Origin of the sequence: Pseudonocardia sp. EV170527-09, from assembly GCF_008369905.1 — a bacterium.
GTDB lineage: Bacteria > Actinomycetota > Actinomycetes > Mycobacteriales > Pseudonocardiaceae > Pseudonocardia.
In genome coordinates, this window is sequence record NZ_VRMC01000031.1 from 25,434 (window position 1) to 42,711 (window position 17,278).

Below are 17,278 nucleotides of genomic sequence, written 5' to 3' on the forward strand. Positions count from 1 at the left end.
CCCCCACCCGAGAGGCCTGCCCGTGAGCGACCACCGACAGCCCGACGACGGCACCGACGTCGGTACCGACGAACTGACCTCCGGAGGCGGCGGCACCTCCCGCGTCGACGCCGACAAGGCGGGCAACCCTCGCCCCGCCGCGACGACCGACGACTCCGGGGCCACCGGAGCGGCCGCCCGCGAGGTCGATGCCGAGCACGAGGACGAGCCCACCCGGAGCGAGTGACCGCCCCGGCGGGCCGGTCGTAGGCTCGCGGGTGTGCCCCGTCCGTTGATCATCTCGACCGACCCCGGTGTCGACGACGCCGTCGCGCTCGTCCTCGCCCTGCGCAGTCCCGAGGTGGACGTCCGGGCCGTCGTCGCCACGTTCGGCAACGTCGGCCTGGACGCCACGCTGCCCAACGCGGGACGGCTGCTCGCCCTCGCCGGGCGGCCGGACGTCCCCCTGGGGGGCGGGGCCGCCCGGCCGCTGGTGCACCGGCGCGAACAGCGGGCCGGGCACGTGCACGGCTCCGACGGGCTCGGCGGGCGCGCCGCGGCCCTGCCGGAGCCGGTCACGCCGGTGGCCGGGTCCGGGGTCGCACTGATGGCGCGGGTGCTGGAGGAGGCGACCGAGCCGGTCACGATCGCCTCGATCGGCCCGCTGACCGACACCGCGATCCTGCTGGCCGCCCGTCCCGACCTGGCGGGGCGGATCGAGCGGGTCGTCGTCATGGGCGGGGCGATCGGCGGCGGGAACGTCACCGCCGCGGCCGAGTTCAACGTCCACGCCGACCCGGAGGCCGCGCACCGCGTCCTCGCCCAGGACCCCGGCGCGGGCTCCGTGCCCGTCGCGCTGGTGCCGCTGGAGACCACGCTGGGCTGTGCCGCGGGCCCGGAGTGGGTCGCCGCGCTGGGCGACGCCGATCCGGTCGGCGCCCAGCTGGCCGCGATGATCGCCCCGTACATGCGGTTCTACCGGGGGCGCTACGGCCGCGACGCCGTCGCCCTGCACGACGCGACGGCGCTGCTGGAGTGCGTCGCGCCCGGGTCGCTGACCCCGACACCCACGGCGCTGACCGTGGAGACCGGCTTCGGGCCGGCCCGTGGGGCGACGGTGCCCGCCGAGCCGGGCACCCGGCCGGTGGACGTGCTGTCCGCGCCCGACGTGCCCGCCGTGCTCGACGCGGCGCTGGCCCGGCTCACCGCGCGTCGGTAGCCGACGCGCGGGCGCTGCTCCCGGAACCTCGCTGGGGGTCAGCCCGCCCACACCGCCACGGCGACCAGCGCCGCCGAGAGCCCGAGCCCCGCCCAGGCCGTGACGGCGCGCCCGGGCGGGCGCAGCGGCAGGTCGCGGCCCCGCAGCACGGCGAGGACCAGCGCGGCCGCGGCCGGGGCGAGCACGAGGCCCCACACCCAGCCCCCGACCGAGGCCCACGGCCCCCGGTTCCACAGCAGCACCAGCCCGAACACCGCGGTCAGCAGGCCGTCGGCGATCGGCAGCAGCGCCCCCTCCCGCAGCGCGCGGCGCAGCGCGAGCAGCGAGAACAGCGCCGCGACCGCGACCGGCACCCAGGCGAGGAGGCCCGCGCCGCCGTCGGACGGGGGTGTGCCGAACAGCAGGGTGCGGGCGACCGGTTCGACCCCTGCGGTGGTGTCGCCGAGCACGACGACGGCCCGGCCGCCGTCGCGGTCGAGGGCGACCATGCTGCTGAACCCGGCGGTGCCGCCGTTGTGCCAGACGTAGGGGTGCCGGGCGCCGTCGGCGCCGGTGGCCTCGCTGGTGACCCAGATCCAGCCGATCGACGTGCCGGGCCCGTCCTGCGCGGTCGGGGTCAGCGCGGCGGTCCCCGGTGCGACGCCGGTGAGCTGGGCCCCGGCCCAGCGTGCGAGGTCCTCGACGGTCGAGAAGGTGGAGCTCCCGGCGGGCAGGTAGCCCTCGCCGGCCCAGCGGGGCGCGGGGCGGCCGTTGTCGCGGTGTCCGGGGACCGCCGTGTCCGGGACCTGCGCGTCGGTGGCGGCGAAGGTCGTCGTGGTCATGCCGAGGGGGCCGGTGATCCGGTCGGCGACCAGCTGCGGGTAGCCGTCGGCGCCTGCGGCGCGGACGAGCGCCGTCCCCAGCAGCGCGACGCCGAAGTTGGAGTACGTGGGCGGCTGCTGCGGATCCACCGCGGCGGTGCGGGCGTCGTCGAGGAGCTGCGCGGTGGTCGTGGACGAGTACGGGTTCAGGTTCACCGTCGTGGCCAGGGCCCCGGCGGTGGCGGTCGCCCCCAGCCCCGGCAGTCCGGAGCGGTGCTGGGCGAGCGAGGCGAGGGTGACCGCGCCCGCCGGGGTGCCCGCCAGCTCCGGCAGGGCGCGCCGGAGCGGGTCGTCGGGACGCACCTCGCCGCGGGTCACGGCGTCGGCGAACAACGCGGCGGTGAACGTCTTGGTGACCGAGCCGATCTCGAAGGGTGCCCCGGCGTCGGCGGGGCCGAGCCCGGCGGTGGTGACCGAGGTCGGCGTGACCTCGGCGACGGCGAGCGACCGGTAGCCGTCGTGTCCGCCCGCCGCGGCGCGGACCCGCTCGGCCAGGGCCGGGTCGCCGGTGGTCTGCGGGCCGAGCCGCCGGTGCTCCGGGCCGGCGACGGCGCCGACGAGCACCGCCAGCACGGCGACGACGGCGGCGACAGCGGAAACGGCCCCGACGCGGTGCCCGGTCCCGGCGGTCCCCGTGGAGGTGGTGGCGGTCATGGAGGGTCCCCTCATCGGTGCGCGGCCAGGACGGTGACCAGCAGCGGGACGACACGGGCGGCGGGCACCTCGTAGTGGCCGCGGCGGGTCGAGGCCAGCCACCCGGCGGCGACGAGCTGGCGCAGGTGGTGGTGCAGCTGCCCGGTGGTGCCGACCGAGGGTTGCTCCAGCAGCTGCGCGGTGCCGTGCACCCCGCCCAGCACGTGCTGCAGGATCGCCAGCCGTGCGGGGTGGGCGAGCGCGTCGAGGGTGCCGGCGAGCTCGGACCAGTCGGCGTCGAGCAGCGCCTCGCCGGGGCGGGCGTACTGCCAGCGGACCTCACCGGTACCGGGGACGGCGACGCTTCCCGCCATCAGCACCGCGCCGGGGCTGCGGGCCTCCAGCTCGGTCAGCGCCCAGAGGACATCGTCCGCGGACGCCGCGGGGGTGTCCCCGCCGGTCGGACGGAGTGCGTCCTGCAGGTCGGCGACGGCACGTTCCACGGCACGCAGCCGGGCATCGAGATCGGTCACACCACCAAAGTACGGAAATACGCAGGAACGTACAAGCGACGGTTCAGGCGAGCCCGTACTCGATGGCGTGCCGGACGAGCGCCGCGCGGCCGGGCACCTCGAACTTGCGCAGCAGCCGCTGCACGTGGTTCTCGACCGTGCGCGGGGACAGCACCAGCCGGGCCGCGATCTGCTTGGCGGTGAGCCCCTCGACCACCAGCCGCAGCACCTCGGACTCGCGGGGGCTGAGCTCCGGAACCGCGTGCGCGGGTGCCGCGACCGACTCCAGGACGACGTCGGCCAGCCCCGGGGAGAACGCGGGCCGCCCGGCAGCGGCCGCGGCGGCGACGGCGGCGAGCTCCCGGGGGTCCGCACTGGTCGCGACGCCGGTCGCGCCGGCCCGGACCGCGTCGAGGACCCGGGCGTGGTCGGCGACCGCACCGGCGACGGCGAGCACGGCGACGGCCGGGACGCGCGCGAGCACCGCGGAGATCACCGCGGGCGCCACGCCCTCCGGGCCGGTCAGGTCGACCAGGACCAGGACGGGCCGGGCGCGGTCGACCGCAGCCGCGGCCCCCTCGGCGGGCGCGGGCGACACGTGGGCCACGACCTCGACCCCCGGCGGCACGACCGGCCGCCCCACCGCCACCGCCGAGATCCGCTCGCCGTCCTCGTGCACGTCCTCAGCTCTCCCCGCCCCGTTCGTCCGGACGGCTCAGCTTGCCATGTGCCGCAGCGCAGGAGACCGTCCGAACGGCGCGGGACGCAGGTTCGACGCGAACGGGTCGGCGCCCGTCGGACCGGGTCAGACCGCGACGACGGGGCGGCGCAGCCGCAGCAGCGCCCTGGCCGCGGCGGCCACGGACGCGACGAGCGCCGCGAGGACGACCCCGGCGAGCACCGACATCAGCGGGTCGCCGTGCGTGATCGGTCCGACCAGGACACCGATGCCGGTCATCCAGGTGCTCCACACCAGCGCGCTGGCGACGGTCGCGGGCAGGAACGCGCGCAGCGGCAGCCGGACCCGGCCGGCCGCGGACACGCTCGCCAGCCGTCCGCCCGGTAGCAGCCGGGTCGCGACCAGGGCGGTGATCGGCCGGCGGTGCAGGTGGCGGCGGATCCAGGCACCGGTCCCGTCACGGCGACGGGTGGCCCGGACCACCGAGTGGGAGCTGCGTCCGGCGCCGTACAGCAGCGCGTCGCCGAGCAGGGAGCCGACCACCGCGGCACCGAACAGAGCCACGATCCGCCACCGGTCGCCGTCCGCCAGTGCGGCGGCCGTGGCGCTGAAGAGCACCGGCTCGCTCGGGAGGAACGGGAACGGCCCGTCGCACATCACGGCGACGGCGAGCAGGGGCACCAGCCAGGGACTCTGGAGCAGGTACCCGATCAGCGCGCTCGGGTCGGTCACAGGCGTCTCCGGGGGTCGCGCGTCGGGGGCTGGTCCGAGTCTGCCGGGTCCCGTGACCTGTTCGTGATGGGGGTGTCCCCCGTTACCGTTTGCCTCCGCTCACCGCAGGGAACCCACCGTGCCGCTCCGGGACGGGCTCAGTCGGCGAGTCCCTGTTCGATCGCGTAGCGGACGAGCTGGCTGCGGTTGTGCAGCTGCAGTTTGCGCAGGGTGTTCTGCACGTGGCTCTCGACGGTCCGGTGCGAGACGACGAGCTTCGCCGCGATCTGCTTGGCCGTCATGCCCTTCGCGACCAGGCGCAGCACCTCGGTCTCCCGCTCGGTGAGCGCCGGGACCGACGGCGCGCCGTCGGCGGGGCGCGGGGCGTCGGCGAGCCGCCGGTACTCCCCCAGCACCAGCCCGGCCAGCCCCGGGGTGAACACGGCGACGCCGTCGGCGGTGCGCCGGATCGCCTCCAGCAGCTCCTCGACCCCGGCCGACTTCACCAGGTAGCCCAGCGCACCGGCCTTGATCGCCTCCAGGACGTCGGCGTGCTCGCCCGACGCGGACAGCACCAGCACCCGGCTGTCCGGGCTCTGCTGCCCGATCGCGGCGATCGCGTCCACGCCGGAGGTCGCGCCCAGGTTGAGGTCCATGAGGATCACGTCCGGCCGCACGGCCGTCGCGATCCGGACCGCGGCGGGCGCGTCCGGGGCCGTCGCGACGACGTCGAGGCCGCGCTCGGCGAGGTCGCGGGCCACGCCCTCGCGCCAGATCGGGTGGTCGTCGACGACCATCACCCGGATGCTCATGTGTCCTCCCTGGGGACCCTGATGACCCATTCGGTCCCGATGTCCGGTCCGGTGTCCAGCGTCAGTGTCCCGCCGATGTCGCCGACGCGGCCACGGATCGAGCGGGACACCCCCATCCGGCCCTGCGCCTCGGCCTCGGCGAGGCGGCCCTCGGGGATGCCGGGGCCGTCGTCGCGGACGCTGACCTCGACCGCCCCGGGCAGTTCCTCGACCAGCACCCAGGCGCGCGCGTCCGGGCCCGCGTGCAGCGCGACGTTCGCGAGCGCGGCCCGCACCGCGCCCTCCACCTCGTCGACGACCGGCCCGCTCAGCTCGACCGGCCGTCCGGGGGCCGAGACGGTGACCCGGTCCGAGGCGAGGAGCCGGAGCGCGGCGGCGAGGTCGCGGCGCCCGGACGCGTCGGTGGTCCCCGACCCGGACAGCAGCGCGCGCAGCGCGGTCTCCTGCTCCCCGGCGAGCACACCCAGCTCGGTCGCCCCGCCGCCCAGCTCCGCACCGCGGCGCTGGACGTGCGCCAGCACCTGCAGGACACCGTCGTGCACGGCCCGGGTGAGCCGCTCGCGTTCGGCGGTGGCGGCCTGTTCTGCGACGAGGCGGCGCAGTCGGGCGGCGGTGCGCTCGAGCACGTGCGCGGCGAACCCGACGGTCAGCCCGGCCAGCAGGAGCAGCTGCATGTCGCCCAGCTCCAGCACCCCGAACCGCTGCTTGGACAGCACCAGCGCCACCGAGATCACGGCGGCGGCGAGCACCCCGCCGGTGATCCGGAACGCGACCGCGCAGGCCAGCACCGCGCCGGAGGTCCAGATCGACCCCATGCCGGGGCCGCCCTCGTCGAGGTGGGCGACGCGCACGACCAGCGGGGTCGTCGCCATGACCGCGACGCAGACACCGAGGTCGGCCAGCGCCAGCAGGCCGCGGCGGTCCGGGGCGCCGGGCAGCCCACCGAGGTAGCCCCACGACGTCACGGCCGTCCACACCGTCATCACGCCGAGCACGCCGACCGCGGCCAGCGGGCGCTCGTAGCCGGTGCGCAGGTGGTAGAGCGTCACGCCGACGACGGTCAGCAGGGTCAGCAGGCGGTAGGCGATGACGCCGCGCCAGAACGGCTCCAGCGGGTGCTCCACGTCGTCGAGTCTGACGGCGAGGGCGCCCCGGCGGGGCCGAACGCTCATCTCGGCTTCGTCCCGGTGATCAGCGCGTTGTAGAACCAGCTGCGCGGCACGACGTGGGTGAGCAGGTGCTCGTCGAGCCAGGACAGCCGCTGCCAGCCGTGGTAGGCGAACATCGCCCAGTTCCACCCGAGCCGCCCGGGCGGGACGGCGGCCTCGAAGGTCCGCACCGGCCAGCCGAGCATGGCCGCGGCGAACTCCTCGGTGTGCGCGGCGACGCCCTCGGCACCGGCCCGCCGGGCGGTGGCCTCCAGCGCGGCCGGGTCGAAGGTGTGGATGTCGACGACGGACTCCAGCGCGGCGGCACGCGAGGACTCGTCGAGCTCGTGCTGCGGGCGGCGCCAGCCCCGCAGCGGGCCGAGCTTCGTCAGCGTGGTGGTGGCCTTCCAGGTCCACTGCCCGAGCGTGCGGGCGTAGGCGTCGCCGACGGTGGTCGGCTCGCCCGCGAACACGAACCGCCCGCCCGGCTCCAGCACTCGCAGGACCTCGCGGAACGCGGCCTCGACGTCGGGGATGTGGTGCAGCACCGCGTGCCCGACGACGAGGTCGAAGCTGTCGTCGGGGAAGGGGATGTGCTCGCCGTCGACGACAGCGCCCTCCACCTCCAGCCCGAGGTGCTCGGCGTTGCGGGTGGCGGCGGCGACCATGCCCGGCGAGAGGTCGGTGACGACGCCGCGGTCGGCGACGCCGGCCTGCATGAGGTTCAGCAGGAAGAACCCGGTGCCGCTGCCCAGCTCCAGGGCGCGCAGGTAGGGGCGGCCGTCCCACGGGGCCGCGGCGCGGAACCGGCCGACGGCGTAGTCGATGCAGCGCTCGTCGTAGCTGATCGACCACTTCTCGTCGTAGGTGCCCGCCTCCCAGTCGTGGTAGAGCACGTTGGCGAGCTTCGGGTCGTGCCAGGCCGCCTCGACCTGCTCGGCGGTGGCGTGCGGGGTGGGCGCCGGGTCCGAACTCATGAGTAGGAGTTTTGCAGAACACGGCTGCCGACCCGCTCCCCGCCCGGGCGCGTCGCGCGTCCGGGCGGGGCGGTGCGGCTCAGCGGCCGGTGAAGGTGGCCTTGCCGGGGCCGTTCTCGACGAAGCTGGCCATGCCGGCCTTCGCGTCGTCGGTGGCGAACACGCCCGCGAACAGCTCGGACTCGATGTCCAGGCCGGTGCGCAGGTCGGTGTCGAGGCCGTTGTCGATCGCCTTCTTCGCCGCGGCGTAGGCCAGGGCGGGGCCCGCGGTGAACTGCTGCGCCCACGCGACGGCGCGGGTGTAGACCTCGTCGGCGGGAACGACCTCGTCGACCAGGCCGATCGCCAAGGCCTCGTCGGCCTTGACCATGCGGCCGGTGTAGATCAGGTCCTTGGTGCGGGACGGGCCGATCAGCCGCGCGGCGCGCTGGGTGCCGCCGCCGCCGGGGAAGATGCCGAGCAGGATCTCCGGGAAGCCGAGCTTGACGTTGTCGCCCGCGATGCGGCGGTCCGCGCCGAGCACGACCTCCAGGCCGCCGCCGAGGGCGTAGCCGGTCACCGCGGCGACCGTCGGCTTCGGGATGGTGGAGATCGCGCCCAGCCCGGCGGAGAGCTTGCGGGCCTGCGGGGCCATGTCCGAGTAGGACATCGACGCCATCTCCTTGACGTCCGCACCCGCGGCGAAGGTCTTCTCCCCGCCGTGGACGACGACCGCACGCACGTCGGCGCGGGTGGCGGCCTCGTCGGCCACCTCCAGCAGCTCACCCTGGATCTGGCGGTTCAATGCGTTCATCGGCGGGCGGTCGATCCGGATCGTCCCGACGCCGGCGTCCACGGACAGGCTCACGAATTCGGTCACGCAGCGGACTCTAACGGGCCCCGACGCCGGGTTCCCACGGCTCGGGAGCCAGCCCGGTGAGCCGGCCCGCCAGGTGCGCGACGACCAGCTCGCGCCGGTTGCGGCAGCCGGTCTTGCCGAAGAGCCGGGTGAGGTGGTTCTCGACCGTCTTCTCGCTCATCGTGATCCTGGCCGCGATCTGCCGGTTCGAGCGGCCCTCGGTGATGAGCTCGACCAGCTGCATCTCCAGCTCGGACAGCCGCTGCTCGGTGAGCTCGGGGGTCCGCACGGCGATCCCGTACCGCGCCATCGCCCGCCGCACCGAGCGCCGGAGCCGGACCGCCTTCAGGTCGTCGGCGATGGCGAGCGCCTCGTGCAGCAGGGGCTCCGCCTCCTCGGCCCCGACGACGTCGGCGGCCTGCAGGCACGCCTGTGCCAGGTCCGGCAGGCTGCCACGTTCACGCCACCACGCGACGCCCCGGCGGGCGGCGGCGGGGTCGTCGTGGAGCATCGCCCGGATGAGATCGCCGTACTCCGGGCCGACCGACTCGGGCTCGGCGGCGACCGCCTCCTCGACCGCCTCGCCGATCCGGCGCCGCCACCCGTCGTCGTTGCTGCTGCGGGCGAGCATCGCCAGCCAGTTCAGGACCTCACCGGCGTGCGGCCCCGGGGAGCCGCGCCGCAGCTCGCGGCGGTACACCGCCCAGGTCAGGGGCAGCGCCTCCAGCGGGTTCTCCCCGGTGTAGGCGAGCCGCGCCTGCGCCCACTCCCGCAACGCGGGCACGGCGGTGTCGGTGTCGTCGAGCTCGGGGATCATCTGCGCCCACGCCAGTGCACGCCGTTCCCGGCCCCGGTAGCGGTGGACGGCCGCGGCGGCCAGCGCCGCCCACGGCCGGGAGACCAGGTCCGCGGACTCCTGGGTCTGCAGCAGCCGGGCCGCCGACAACGCCCGGTTCCAGCGCCCGTCCCCGTAGGCGATCATCATGCGCTCGAACGCCGCGAACGGGCCGGCGGCCGGCGGCCGGTAGCCGGGTCCCTGCAGCCACCGGAGCAGCGGCACCAGCCGCCGCCGGGAGTACGCGTGCCGGACGTCCGCGGGCACCCGCAGCGAGTCCGCGGACAGGTCCCGCAGCGTCGACACCGGCCCGCCGGGCGCGAGCGGCGCGAAGCCCCGCACCAGCTCACCGAGCGAGAGGTGGTCACCGCGCCACCAGCGCTCGCACAGCTCCAGCGGGCAGTAGGGGTCCCCGATCCCGGCCAGGGCCGAGCGGACCGGCGTGCTCACCCGGCGGCCGAGCTGCAGGGCGGCGAGCGCGGCGGCCGCGGTCAGCTCGGTGCGTGAGCCCGTCGTCCGGTACCCACCCTCGTCGACGGCGTCGGCGACGAAGTCGGCCAGCTCGTCGAAGCGGCCCGCGGCCCGGGTCGTGCGGATCAGCTCGGTCTGCACACGACGCCGGCCGTGTCCGGGCCCGGCGTGCCGCCACGCGGACCGGAGACGGGTGATCGCGCGGTCCGGGTCGCTGTCGGCGACGCGGACGGCCTCGTCGTGCAACACGACCGTCAGCCGCTGCTGGGCGGGCCACGCCGTTCCGGCCGCGGCGACGTGGTCGGCGAGTGCGGACAGGTCGTCGCGGCCGCTGAGCTCGACCGTGGACTGCAGCCGGCGGCCGATCCGCACGTGCAGGTCGCGCAGCGCGTCCTCCCCGAGCCCGGCCCGCACCGTCGTCCCCAGCGCCCGGCACAGCGGCGTCAGGCGCCCCCGGAAGTCGCACTCGAGCGCGGACTCCGCGGCGAGGGCGTCGACGACGGCGCCACAGCCCACCGCGGTCCGCCCGGTCGCCCCGGCGACGGCGTCGAGGTCGGCGATCCGGAGCCCGGTGGGGCCCGCGGCGAGGGCGACGAGCTCCTCCCCGACACGGCCTGCGGTGCGCACCGCCTCCACCAGGAAGTGCCCGGTCGGGAGCCCGATCGGCGCGCGGTCGTCGCGGAGGCAGAGGTTGCGGTCCACGCGCACGACACGGTCGTCCGCACGCAACGCGGCCAGGGTGGAGATCAGGGTCCCCGGGCACCCGAACAACAGCCCGAGCGCACCCCGCAGGGCGTCGACGAGTCCCGGGTCGACCGGGCCGCCCGCCGCCCGGCGCAGGATCTCCACCGATGCCTCGTCCGGCAGCATCAGGAGGTCGATGATCTCGTCGGCGGCGTCACCGACCTCGGCGACCTGCTCGGTCGGGAGCTGTGCCGTCCGCGTCGCGGCGAGCACGCGGTGCCCGGCGCGTCGGGCCTCCGCGAGCACGAACAGCGGAGCCTCGACGTGGTCGGCGTCGTCGACGGCGACGGTGACCGGGCCCCGGGCCCCGACCGCGGCGAGGAGGCGACCGGTCTCCGCGCGCAGCCGGGAGCGCCCGGCGATCGACTCGTAGGTCTCGGCGGTGGCCAGGTGGCGCACCGACCGCATCGCCCCGGGCAGCTCGAGCCCGGGGTCGAGCTGCTCGAAGGATCGACGGACCGCGGCCAGCAGCGGGCGGACCCCGAACCGGTCCCAGTCCGCGTGGTCCTGGACCGCGTCCACGAACAGGACGGTGGAACCCGACTCGCGCAGCTCGTCACCGATCCGGGTGAGCAGTGCGGTCCGCCCGCTGGAGGTGGGGCCACGGAGGACCGTCAACGACGCCCCTGGCGTGCCGCGCAGAGCGTCCAGCACCTCGTCCCGACCACAGAGCTCGATCCGTTCCCTGCTCACGTCACCGTCCTTGTCGTGCGGCCCTGTCATGCGGCCCCGCAAGCTGCGACGATCATGACATGTAGCGCGGAACGGTACGATCGACCGACGAGGCACGATCCGCACCGCCGCGACCGGCCCCCGGGAAGACCGGGCACCGGCCCGATGTCCGCTCGTCGTCCGCGGTGCGAGGACTCCCCCGTCCTGTCACGCCGTCGTCGACGACCGCCCTGTGGAGGCACCCTTGCCCGTCCCGGACCTTCCGGACGACGGAACCCGCCCGGCCCTCGTGCACGGGCCGCCGGGTATCGGGCGCACCACCCTGCTCGACCGGCTGGGCGCCGGGATCGGGGACCGCGGCGGCGAGGTCCTGCGCCTGCGCTACACCCCCGACGGTCCGGTGATCGACGGGAGCACGGCCGTCCTCGACCGGGTCCCGCCGACGCTGCTGCACCCGGTCGACGGCGCCCGGCACTCCCCCGCCCTCGCCGCCCGGGTGGCGGCACCGATCGCGATGGTGCTCGACCGGCACCGGCTGACCCTGCTCGTCGACGACCTGCATCGCAGCGATCCCGACTCGGTCGCGGTGCTCGCCGCGCTGGTGCCGTCCCTGGCCGAGGCCGGTGTCCGGGCGGTGTTCACCGTCCAGACCCCGGTTCCGGGGTTCCTGCGTCCCTTCGTCCCGGTGGTCCGTGCGCTGCGTCGCGACGGCGTCCTCGACTCGCACCGGCTGCGGCCGCTCGACCGTGCGCAGATCGCACGCCTGCTGGCCGAGCAGCTGCGCAGCCGTCCGGCGCCCGAGCTGGTCGACCTCGTGCTCGCGCGGACGCGGGGGGTACCGGAGGCGGTGCTGGACCTGTTGGGAAGCCTCTCGGCGGGAGGGCGCGTGGTGATCTCCGACCGGCACGCGTACCTCGGTCCGGGACAGGAGCCGACCCCCCGTCCGGACGGGCCGCTGCTGCGCCCGGTGCGTCGCCTGGGACCCGCCATGTGGCCGGTCGCGACCGCCGTCGCCCTGCTCGCGCCGCTCGGGCCTGCACTGCCCCGGCTGCTCGCCGCGAGCCTCGGCATCGGCGTCGAGCAGGCCCGCGACCACCTCGGCGAGCTCGTCGACGCCGGAGTGCTGCACCGTGGCGGGGCGGACGGCGGCTGGCGCTTCCCGGTCCCGCAGGTGGCGGTCGAGCTCGCCGCCTGTCTGGGCCCCTATGAACGACGCTGGGTGGCCGTCACCGCCGTCGTCGCGGTGTGGACGGGCGCCGCCCGCGCCGAGGACCCCGACTACCTCACCGACCGGATCGCCGAGGCGGGCGCGCTGTTGGACACCGGCCGGGCCCGGACCGAGCTGGTCCAGCGGGCCACGATCCGTGCCGCCGACGACCCGGGCCGGACGAAGGCCTGGTGGCTGGCCGCCGCGGAACTGTCCTCCGACCGCGCCGACGAGGCGATGGCCCGCTGGATGTACGCCACCAGCTGCTACCGCACCGGTGACTACGCCACCGCCGTCACGACCATCGAGTCCGTCCTGGAGGACCTCGGCGACGTCCTGCCCGAGGAGTGGGTGATCGACGCCGGTGCGACGCTGCTCGGCTCGATGCGCAGCCTCGGCGACATCGAGGGGCTCCGCGCCGTCGCCCACGGCCGCCGCGAGCTCCCCGGCGACGTGGCCGCACGGTCGTCGTGGCGGGCGCTGGCCCTGTTCATGCTCGGCCGGTGGCGGGACGCCCTGGAGCTGCTCGACGACACACGGTGGGCGTGGCGTGGTCCGGGGGCGAACTCCTACCTCGGGGACACGATCTCGATGATGGCCGAGCTGGGTGCCGGACGTCCGGCGACGTTCGAGACGCTGCTCGCCGACCGCGAACTGTGGCCGAAGGACAACTCCGCCCGTCGGCAACTGGCCTTCGTCCAGGGGCTGGTCACACTCCTGCTCCAGCTCAGCGAGGTCGACCGGGCCCGCCGACTGATGGCGAGCGAGGGGCTGACCCCGGAGATGCTGAGCCTGTCCGACCGGGCCTCGCTGGCGTTCCTGGAGGGCCGGACCACCGAGGCGAAGGACCTGGCCCGCCGCTACCGCGTCGGTGGGCTCGTCGTGGGGCACGACGCGGGCCTGGAGCTGACCCAGCAGCACCACGCCTTCCTGCTGCTGGCCCGGGGCGACATCACCCGGGCCCGGGAGTTCCTGGACGAGGCGATCGCGGCGAAGTCGTCGCTGCGACATCTGCTCGCCGCCCCCCGTGCCCTCGCCGACGTCGCCGTCGGGGACCTCGACGAGGCGATGGACCGGCTGCAGAGCTCGGTCGCCGACGCGGAGGAGCGCGGTGTCCTCATCGGGACCGAGGCGACCCACCTCCAGGTGGCGCGCATCGCCATGGCTCGCGGCGACGCCGACGGCGCCCGGCGCGTGGGCGGGGCGCTGGAACGTCTGCACGGGATGCTGGGAACCTCGCGGACGGAGCTGTACCTGCTGCTCGTGCGCTCTTTCGTCGACCGCGACGGGGCGACCGTCGAGAGCTGTCTGCGGCTCGCCCGGGAGCGCGGGATCCCCCTCGAACTGGCGACGGTCATCGGCATGCTGGGCGAGCTCGATCTCGTGGGGCCCGACGACCTGTGGGAGTGCTACGACCTCTTCGGGGAGCTCGGCGCGCTGCTGTGCCGCAGCTGGGTCCGCGGCCTGATGACCCGCGCCGGCGTGACCGTGCCGGGCCGGGCCTCGGTCGTGGCGGAGAACGAGCGGCTGCTCGGTCTGCTGGTGGGGCAGGGCTTCGGCAACCGGACGATCGCCACGATCCTCCAGGTCAGCGAGAAGAGTGTGGAGGGCAGGCTGGGCCGGATGTTCGCGCGCGCCGGCTACCGGTCGCGCACCGAGCTCATGACGGCGATGCAGGACCCGGGGTTCTCCGGCTGACCGGTCGCGTCCCGGACCTGCGACGGCCTCAGACGGCGAGTTCGAGGTCATCCACGGTCAGCAGTGTCAGGTCGGCGGGATCCACGGCGCCGCCGGAGCTCAGCCGGGACGCCTGCCGGTCGGCCATCCGCTCGAACACCCGACGGGCGGTGCGCCCGTTGCCGAACGTGCCGTCCTTCGGAATCCGTTCGAAGTAGGCGAGCAGGGCCTGCTCGGCCTCCGGGGCGAGTCGGTAGTCGTGGCGCTCGCACTGGCTGCGCACGATCGTGACCAGCTCGGGGGCGTCGTAGTTGGCGAACTCGATGGTCCGGCTGAAGCGGGACTCCATGCCCGGGTTGGCCTCCAGGAACTGCTGCATCTCCTTCGAGTAGCCGGCGGCGATGACGACGACGTCGTCGCGGTGGTCCTCCATCAGCTTGACCAGGGTGTCGATGGCCTCGCGCCCGAAGTCGGGGCCGGTGCCGCCCCGTCCGCTGGACAGCGTGTAGGCCTCGTCGATGAACAGGACCCCGTCCAGTGCGCTGGTGAACGCCTCGGTGGTCTTGATCGCGGTGCCGCCGATGATCTGGGCGACCAGGTCCGCGCGCGCCACCTCGACCAGGTGGCCGGACCGCAGCACCCCGAGGCGGGCGAGGATCTCGCCGTAGAGCCGGGCGACGGTCGTCTTGCCGGTGCCGGGCGCGCCGGCGAACACCAGGTGGCGGGCCATCGGCGGGGCGGACAGCCCGGCGTCGACGCGGCGCTTGGCCATCTTGTTGAGGTTCACCAGCGAGGTGACGTCGGCCTTCACCCCCTCCAGACCGACGAGCGCGTGCAGGGCGTCGAGCGGGTCGTTGGTCGGCCGCCGGGCCGATGTCGTGCCCGGTGCGGGTGCGGCGACCTCCGCGGGGCCGCCGTCGGCCACCGCGGCCTGGCCACCGGACCGGGGACCCGGCGCGTCCGGGATCCCGTTGGCGAGGCTGGCCAGCCGTTCGACGGTCAGCGACGCCGCGGGGGCCGTGACCCGCAGCCCGGCACCGGCGTTGCCCTGTGCGGTGCAGCCGGCCAGCCGGACCGGTTCGGCCGTGGCGACGACGATCCCGTCCGCTCCCCCGTCGACGGCCCCGCAGCCCTCGAGGGTGCCGCCGGAGCCCGTGCCCAGGCGGAACCCGGCGCCCGGCGCCCCGACGACACGGCAGTGCTGCAGGGTCAGGTCGGCGCCGGTGCCGGCGGTGACGCCGTCGCCGCCGACCGCGGACAGGTCGCCGTCGGCCAGCGACAACGCCGCGCCGCCGACGGCCACACCGGACCCGGTGGCGCCGCGCAGGCGCAGCCCGTCGATCTGCGGGCGGGCCCCGTCGGTGACCCGCACCCCGTCGGCGCCCGCGCGTTCGATCTCCACGTTCTCCAGGCGGCCGCGGGCACCACCGGAGACGACCAGGGCACAGGTCCCGGCGTCCAGGACGCGCAGCCGGCGCAGGAACGGGTCGGCGCCGGTGTCGCCACCGGTCTCGACGGCGTCGAGCTCGGGGGTGCTGCGCCCGGTCACCCGCAGCCCGTCGCCCTCGGTGGACCCGACGGTGCACCCGGTGGCGGTGCCCGAGGCCCGGCCGGTCCACAGCAACCCGGCCCCGGTGGCGGCGCGCACGGTCAGCGCGCGCAGCTGCGGGCGGCAGGCCTGGTCGACGTGCACGCCGACGGCGCCGCACGGCCCGATCTCGGCGCCGTCGACCTGCACCGCGGCACTGCTCGCGAGGTACAGCCCGGCCCCGGCGGTGTCGGTGACCCGCAGGTCGGAAGCGGTGAGCGCACCCTCCTGCTCGACGGCGACGGCCGGCTTGCCCGCCGCGGACACCGACGTCCCCGAGAGCGTGAGCCGGCCCCGCTCGTGGACGAACACGCCGTTGCCGGCAGGGTTCTCGATCCGGGTCGCGGCGAGGTCCAGCACACCGTCGCCGGCCACCACGACCGCGGTGGTGCCGACATCGTTGATGCGGCACAGCGACACGGTGCTGCCCACCGGGGAGCTGACGACGACCCCCGCGCCCGTCGGGGCGGTCAGCGTGCAGTCGCGGGCGTGCACCGCGCCGTCGTCGCGGGCGAGCACCGCCGACCAGCCCGCGCCGGTGACCGCGCACTCGCTCAGCTGCAGCGCCCCGCTGGTCACCAGCACCGCCGCGACCACCCCCTCGGCGCCCGCCACGGTGATGCCGGACAGCTGCGCGGTCGCCGACGGCGGCCCGGCCAGCACCACCGCGACCCCCTCGCGAGGGGCGATCCGGACGGTGCCCGGGCCCTCCTCGGCGAGGATCGTCACGGCCTGCCGCAGGACGAGGGGCTCGGTGTAGGTCCCCGGCGCCACGCTGATGACGGCGCCCTCCGGTGCCGCGGCCACGGCGTCGGCGAGGCTGCGGTGCCCGGTACCGCCCATCGGCGAGACGGCCAGTGCCGCGCTCATCGCGGCACCGGTCCCGTACGGCGTCGCGGCTCCATCGCGCCCCTTCGGCAGAGTCGGTTCCGGCGGTCCTCCCCTGTCTAGTGCGGGCCCCGGCACCGCGGAGCGACGACGGGACCCCACGCGCGCGCCACGGGGGAGATCCCCCGCGAACCGGTCACCCGGTGGGGGCCCCGCCCACGAGCGAGCGCAGCCTCGCGGCCGGGATCAGCGCAGGGGCGGGCGAGTCGGGGTTGACCACGATGTCGACACCCTCGGCGGGGAGAGCGGCGGCCAGCTCCGCGGCGGTGGTCTCGCGCCAGGACGCGACGCCGGTGACCCGGTCCCGGTGCGCGGCGGCGGTGACGACGGGGACGACTCCCCCGCCGGGTGCCGCCCGGACGACCGCGACACCGTTCTCGTCGAGAGCGACGCCGAGCCGGGCCTCGACCAGCACCGTGTCGAGCAGCTCCATGGTCTCGTCCTCGGGGCGCAGGCCGTCCTCCCGGTCGAGGGCCAGGATCTGCAGGACGGCGTCGACGGGGTCGGTCGGTGACCCGGGGTCCGACGGGACGTAGTCGGGGTTGCTCTGGAACCCCTCGATCCCGCCGTCGGCGCGCAGGATCCAGGCCCCCACCACCTGGGCCGGCCCGGGATCGGGCTGCCCGGGGGTCGGCCGCCAGCCCGGGTCGATGAGGTAGGCGATCTGGTCCTCGGCCGTGTCGGGGACCTCGGGCTCGGCGGGCCCGCCCTCCGGGGTGGGCGTGTGGCCGGGGGAGGTGCTCATGGACAGCGCTCCGTTCGGGGGCGGTTCGTGGTGTCAGCGGGCGGGCGGCCGGGGCGCTGCCACGCGTGGGTCGGGACGCCCCA

Annotated in this window: 14 protein-coding genes; 3 read left to right on the forward strand and 11 right to left on the reverse strand. The window is 75.8% G+C overall.

Features of this window, described 5'->3' with window-relative positions; genetic code table 11:
- Window positions 1–22: 22 nt before the first annotated feature.
- Both FVA95_RS12180 and FVA95_RS12185 read left to right on the forward strand, forming a co-directional pair.
- Window positions 23–226: a hypothetical protein gene (locus FVA95_RS12180; protein ID WP_075310605.1), complete on the forward strand. Its 204-nt coding sequence runs from the start codon at window positions 23–25 to the stop codon at window positions 224–226.
- 33 nt (window positions 227–259) lie between these two features.
- On the forward strand, window positions 260–1,198 hold the full coding sequence (locus FVA95_RS12185) for a nucleoside hydrolase (RefSeq protein ID WP_149664318.1): 939 nt from the start codon (window positions 260–262) through the stop codon (window positions 1,196–1,198).
- 38 nt (window positions 1,199–1,236) lie between these two features.
- On the opposite strand, the gene FVA95_RS12190 is transcribed toward FVA95_RS12185, so the two are convergent.
- The 9 genes from FVA95_RS12190 to FVA95_RS12230 all read right to left on the reverse strand — a co-directional run bounded on the left by FVA95_RS12190 (window position 1,237) and on the right by FVA95_RS12230 (window position 11,111).
- Window positions 1,237–2,712 carry a serine hydrolase gene (locus FVA95_RS12190; RefSeq protein WP_149664319.1) on the reverse strand — a complete coding sequence of 492 codons (1,476 nt, stop codon included), beginning with the start codon at window positions 2,710–2,712 and terminating at the stop codon, window positions 1,237–1,239.
- A gap of 11 nt (window positions 2,713–2,723) precedes the next feature.
- Window positions 2,724–3,224, reverse strand: coding sequence for a helix-turn-helix transcriptional regulator (locus FVA95_RS12195; protein ID WP_193564337.1), 501 nt, complete (start codon window positions 3,222–3,224; stop codon window positions 2,724–2,726).
- A 43-nt stretch (window positions 3,225–3,267) separates the two neighbouring features.
- Window positions 3,268–3,882: a response regulator transcription factor gene (locus FVA95_RS12200; protein ID WP_149664320.1), complete on the reverse strand. Its 615-nt coding sequence runs from the start codon at window positions 3,880–3,882 to the stop codon at window positions 3,268–3,270.
- Between the two features lie 126 nt (window positions 3,883–4,008).
- Complete coding sequence (locus FVA95_RS12205; protein ID WP_149664321.1) at window positions 4,009–4,614, reverse strand: DedA family protein; 606 nt, start codon at window positions 4,612–4,614, stop codon at window positions 4,009–4,011.
- Window positions 4,615–4,751: 137 nt separating this feature from the next.
- The gene (locus tag FVA95_RS12210) at window positions 4,752–5,405 is read right to left on the reverse strand and encodes a response regulator transcription factor (RefSeq protein ID WP_149664322.1); all 654 of its coding nucleotides are present in this window, start codon (window positions 5,403–5,405) and stop codon (window positions 4,752–4,754) included.
- Window positions 5,402–6,577 carry a MacS family sensor histidine kinase gene (gene macS / locus FVA95_RS12215; protein ID WP_149664323.1) on the reverse strand — a complete coding sequence of 392 codons (1,176 nt, stop codon included), beginning with the start codon at window positions 6,575–6,577 and terminating at the stop codon, window positions 5,402–5,404. Before macS ends, FVA95_RS12210 begins: the two co-directional genes overlap by 4 nt.
- The gene (locus tag FVA95_RS12220) at window positions 6,574–7,530 is read right to left on the reverse strand and encodes a class I SAM-dependent methyltransferase (RefSeq protein WP_020624500.1); all 957 of its coding nucleotides are present in this window, start codon (window positions 7,528–7,530) and stop codon (window positions 6,574–6,576) included. Before FVA95_RS12220 ends, macS begins: the two co-directional genes overlap by 4 nt.
- A gap of 79 nt (window positions 7,531–7,609) precedes the next feature.
- Window positions 7,610–8,389, reverse strand: a complete 780-nt coding sequence (locus FVA95_RS12225) for an enoyl-CoA hydratase/isomerase family protein (RefSeq protein ID WP_020624499.1) — start codon at window positions 8,387–8,389, stop codon at window positions 7,610–7,612.
- A 10-nt stretch (window positions 8,390–8,399) separates the two neighbouring features.
- Entirely contained in the window at window positions 8,400–11,111 is a 2,712-nt protein-coding gene (locus tag FVA95_RS12230) for a helix-turn-helix transcriptional regulator (RefSeq protein WP_149664324.1), read from the reverse strand.
- A gap of 223 nt (window positions 11,112–11,334) precedes the next feature.
- Here FVA95_RS12230 and FVA95_RS12235 point away from each other — a divergent pair, with 223 nt between their 5' ends.
- Window positions 11,335–13,995 carry an AAA family ATPase gene (locus FVA95_RS12235; protein WP_149664325.1) on the forward strand — a complete coding sequence of 887 codons (2,661 nt, stop codon included), beginning with the start codon at window positions 11,335–11,337 and terminating at the stop codon, window positions 13,993–13,995.
- A 28-nt stretch (window positions 13,996–14,023) separates the two neighbouring features.
- Here FVA95_RS12235 and FVA95_RS12240 read toward each other — a convergent pair whose 3' ends face one another.
- Together FVA95_RS12240 and FVA95_RS12245 are read right to left on the reverse strand one after the other, a co-directional pair.
- Entirely contained in the window at window positions 14,024–16,432 is a 2,409-nt protein-coding gene (locus FVA95_RS12240; RefSeq protein WP_149664326.1) for a right-handed parallel beta-helix repeat-containing protein, read from the reverse strand.
- Window positions 16,433–16,586: 154 nt separating this feature from the next.
- Window positions 16,587–17,195, reverse strand: coding sequence for a type VII secretion system-associated protein (locus FVA95_RS12245; protein ID WP_149664327.1), 609 nt, complete (start codon window positions 17,193–17,195; stop codon window positions 16,587–16,589).
- Between the last annotated feature and the right edge of the window lie 83 nt (window positions 17,196–17,278).

What these genes read in the sequence shown, in the direction of transcription:
- FVA95_RS12190 (WP_149664319.1), bottom strand. Translation starts at nt 2,712, where the DNA reads ATGACCGCCACCACCTCCACGGGGACCGCCGGGACCGGGCACCGCGTC.
- FVA95_RS12210 (WP_149664322.1), bottom strand. Translation starts at nt 5,405, where the DNA reads ATGAGCATCCGGGTGATGGTCGTCGACGACCACCCGATCTGGCGCGAG.
- macS (WP_149664323.1), bottom strand. Translation starts at nt 6,577, where the DNA reads ATGAGCGTTCGGCCCCGCCGGGGCGCCCTCGCCGTCAGACTCGACGAC.
- FVA95_RS12220 (WP_020624500.1), bottom strand. Translation starts at nt 7,530, where the DNA reads ATGAGTTCGGACCCGGCGCCCACCCCGCACGCCACCGCCGAGCAGGTC.
- FVA95_RS12240 (WP_149664326.1), bottom strand. Translation starts at nt 16,432, where the DNA reads ATGAGCGCGGCACTGGCCGTCTCGCCGATGGGCGGTACCGGGCACCGC.
- FVA95_RS12245 (WP_149664327.1), bottom strand. Translation starts at nt 17,195, where the DNA reads ATGAGCACCTCCCCCGGCCACACGCCCACCCCGGAGGGCGGGCCCGCC.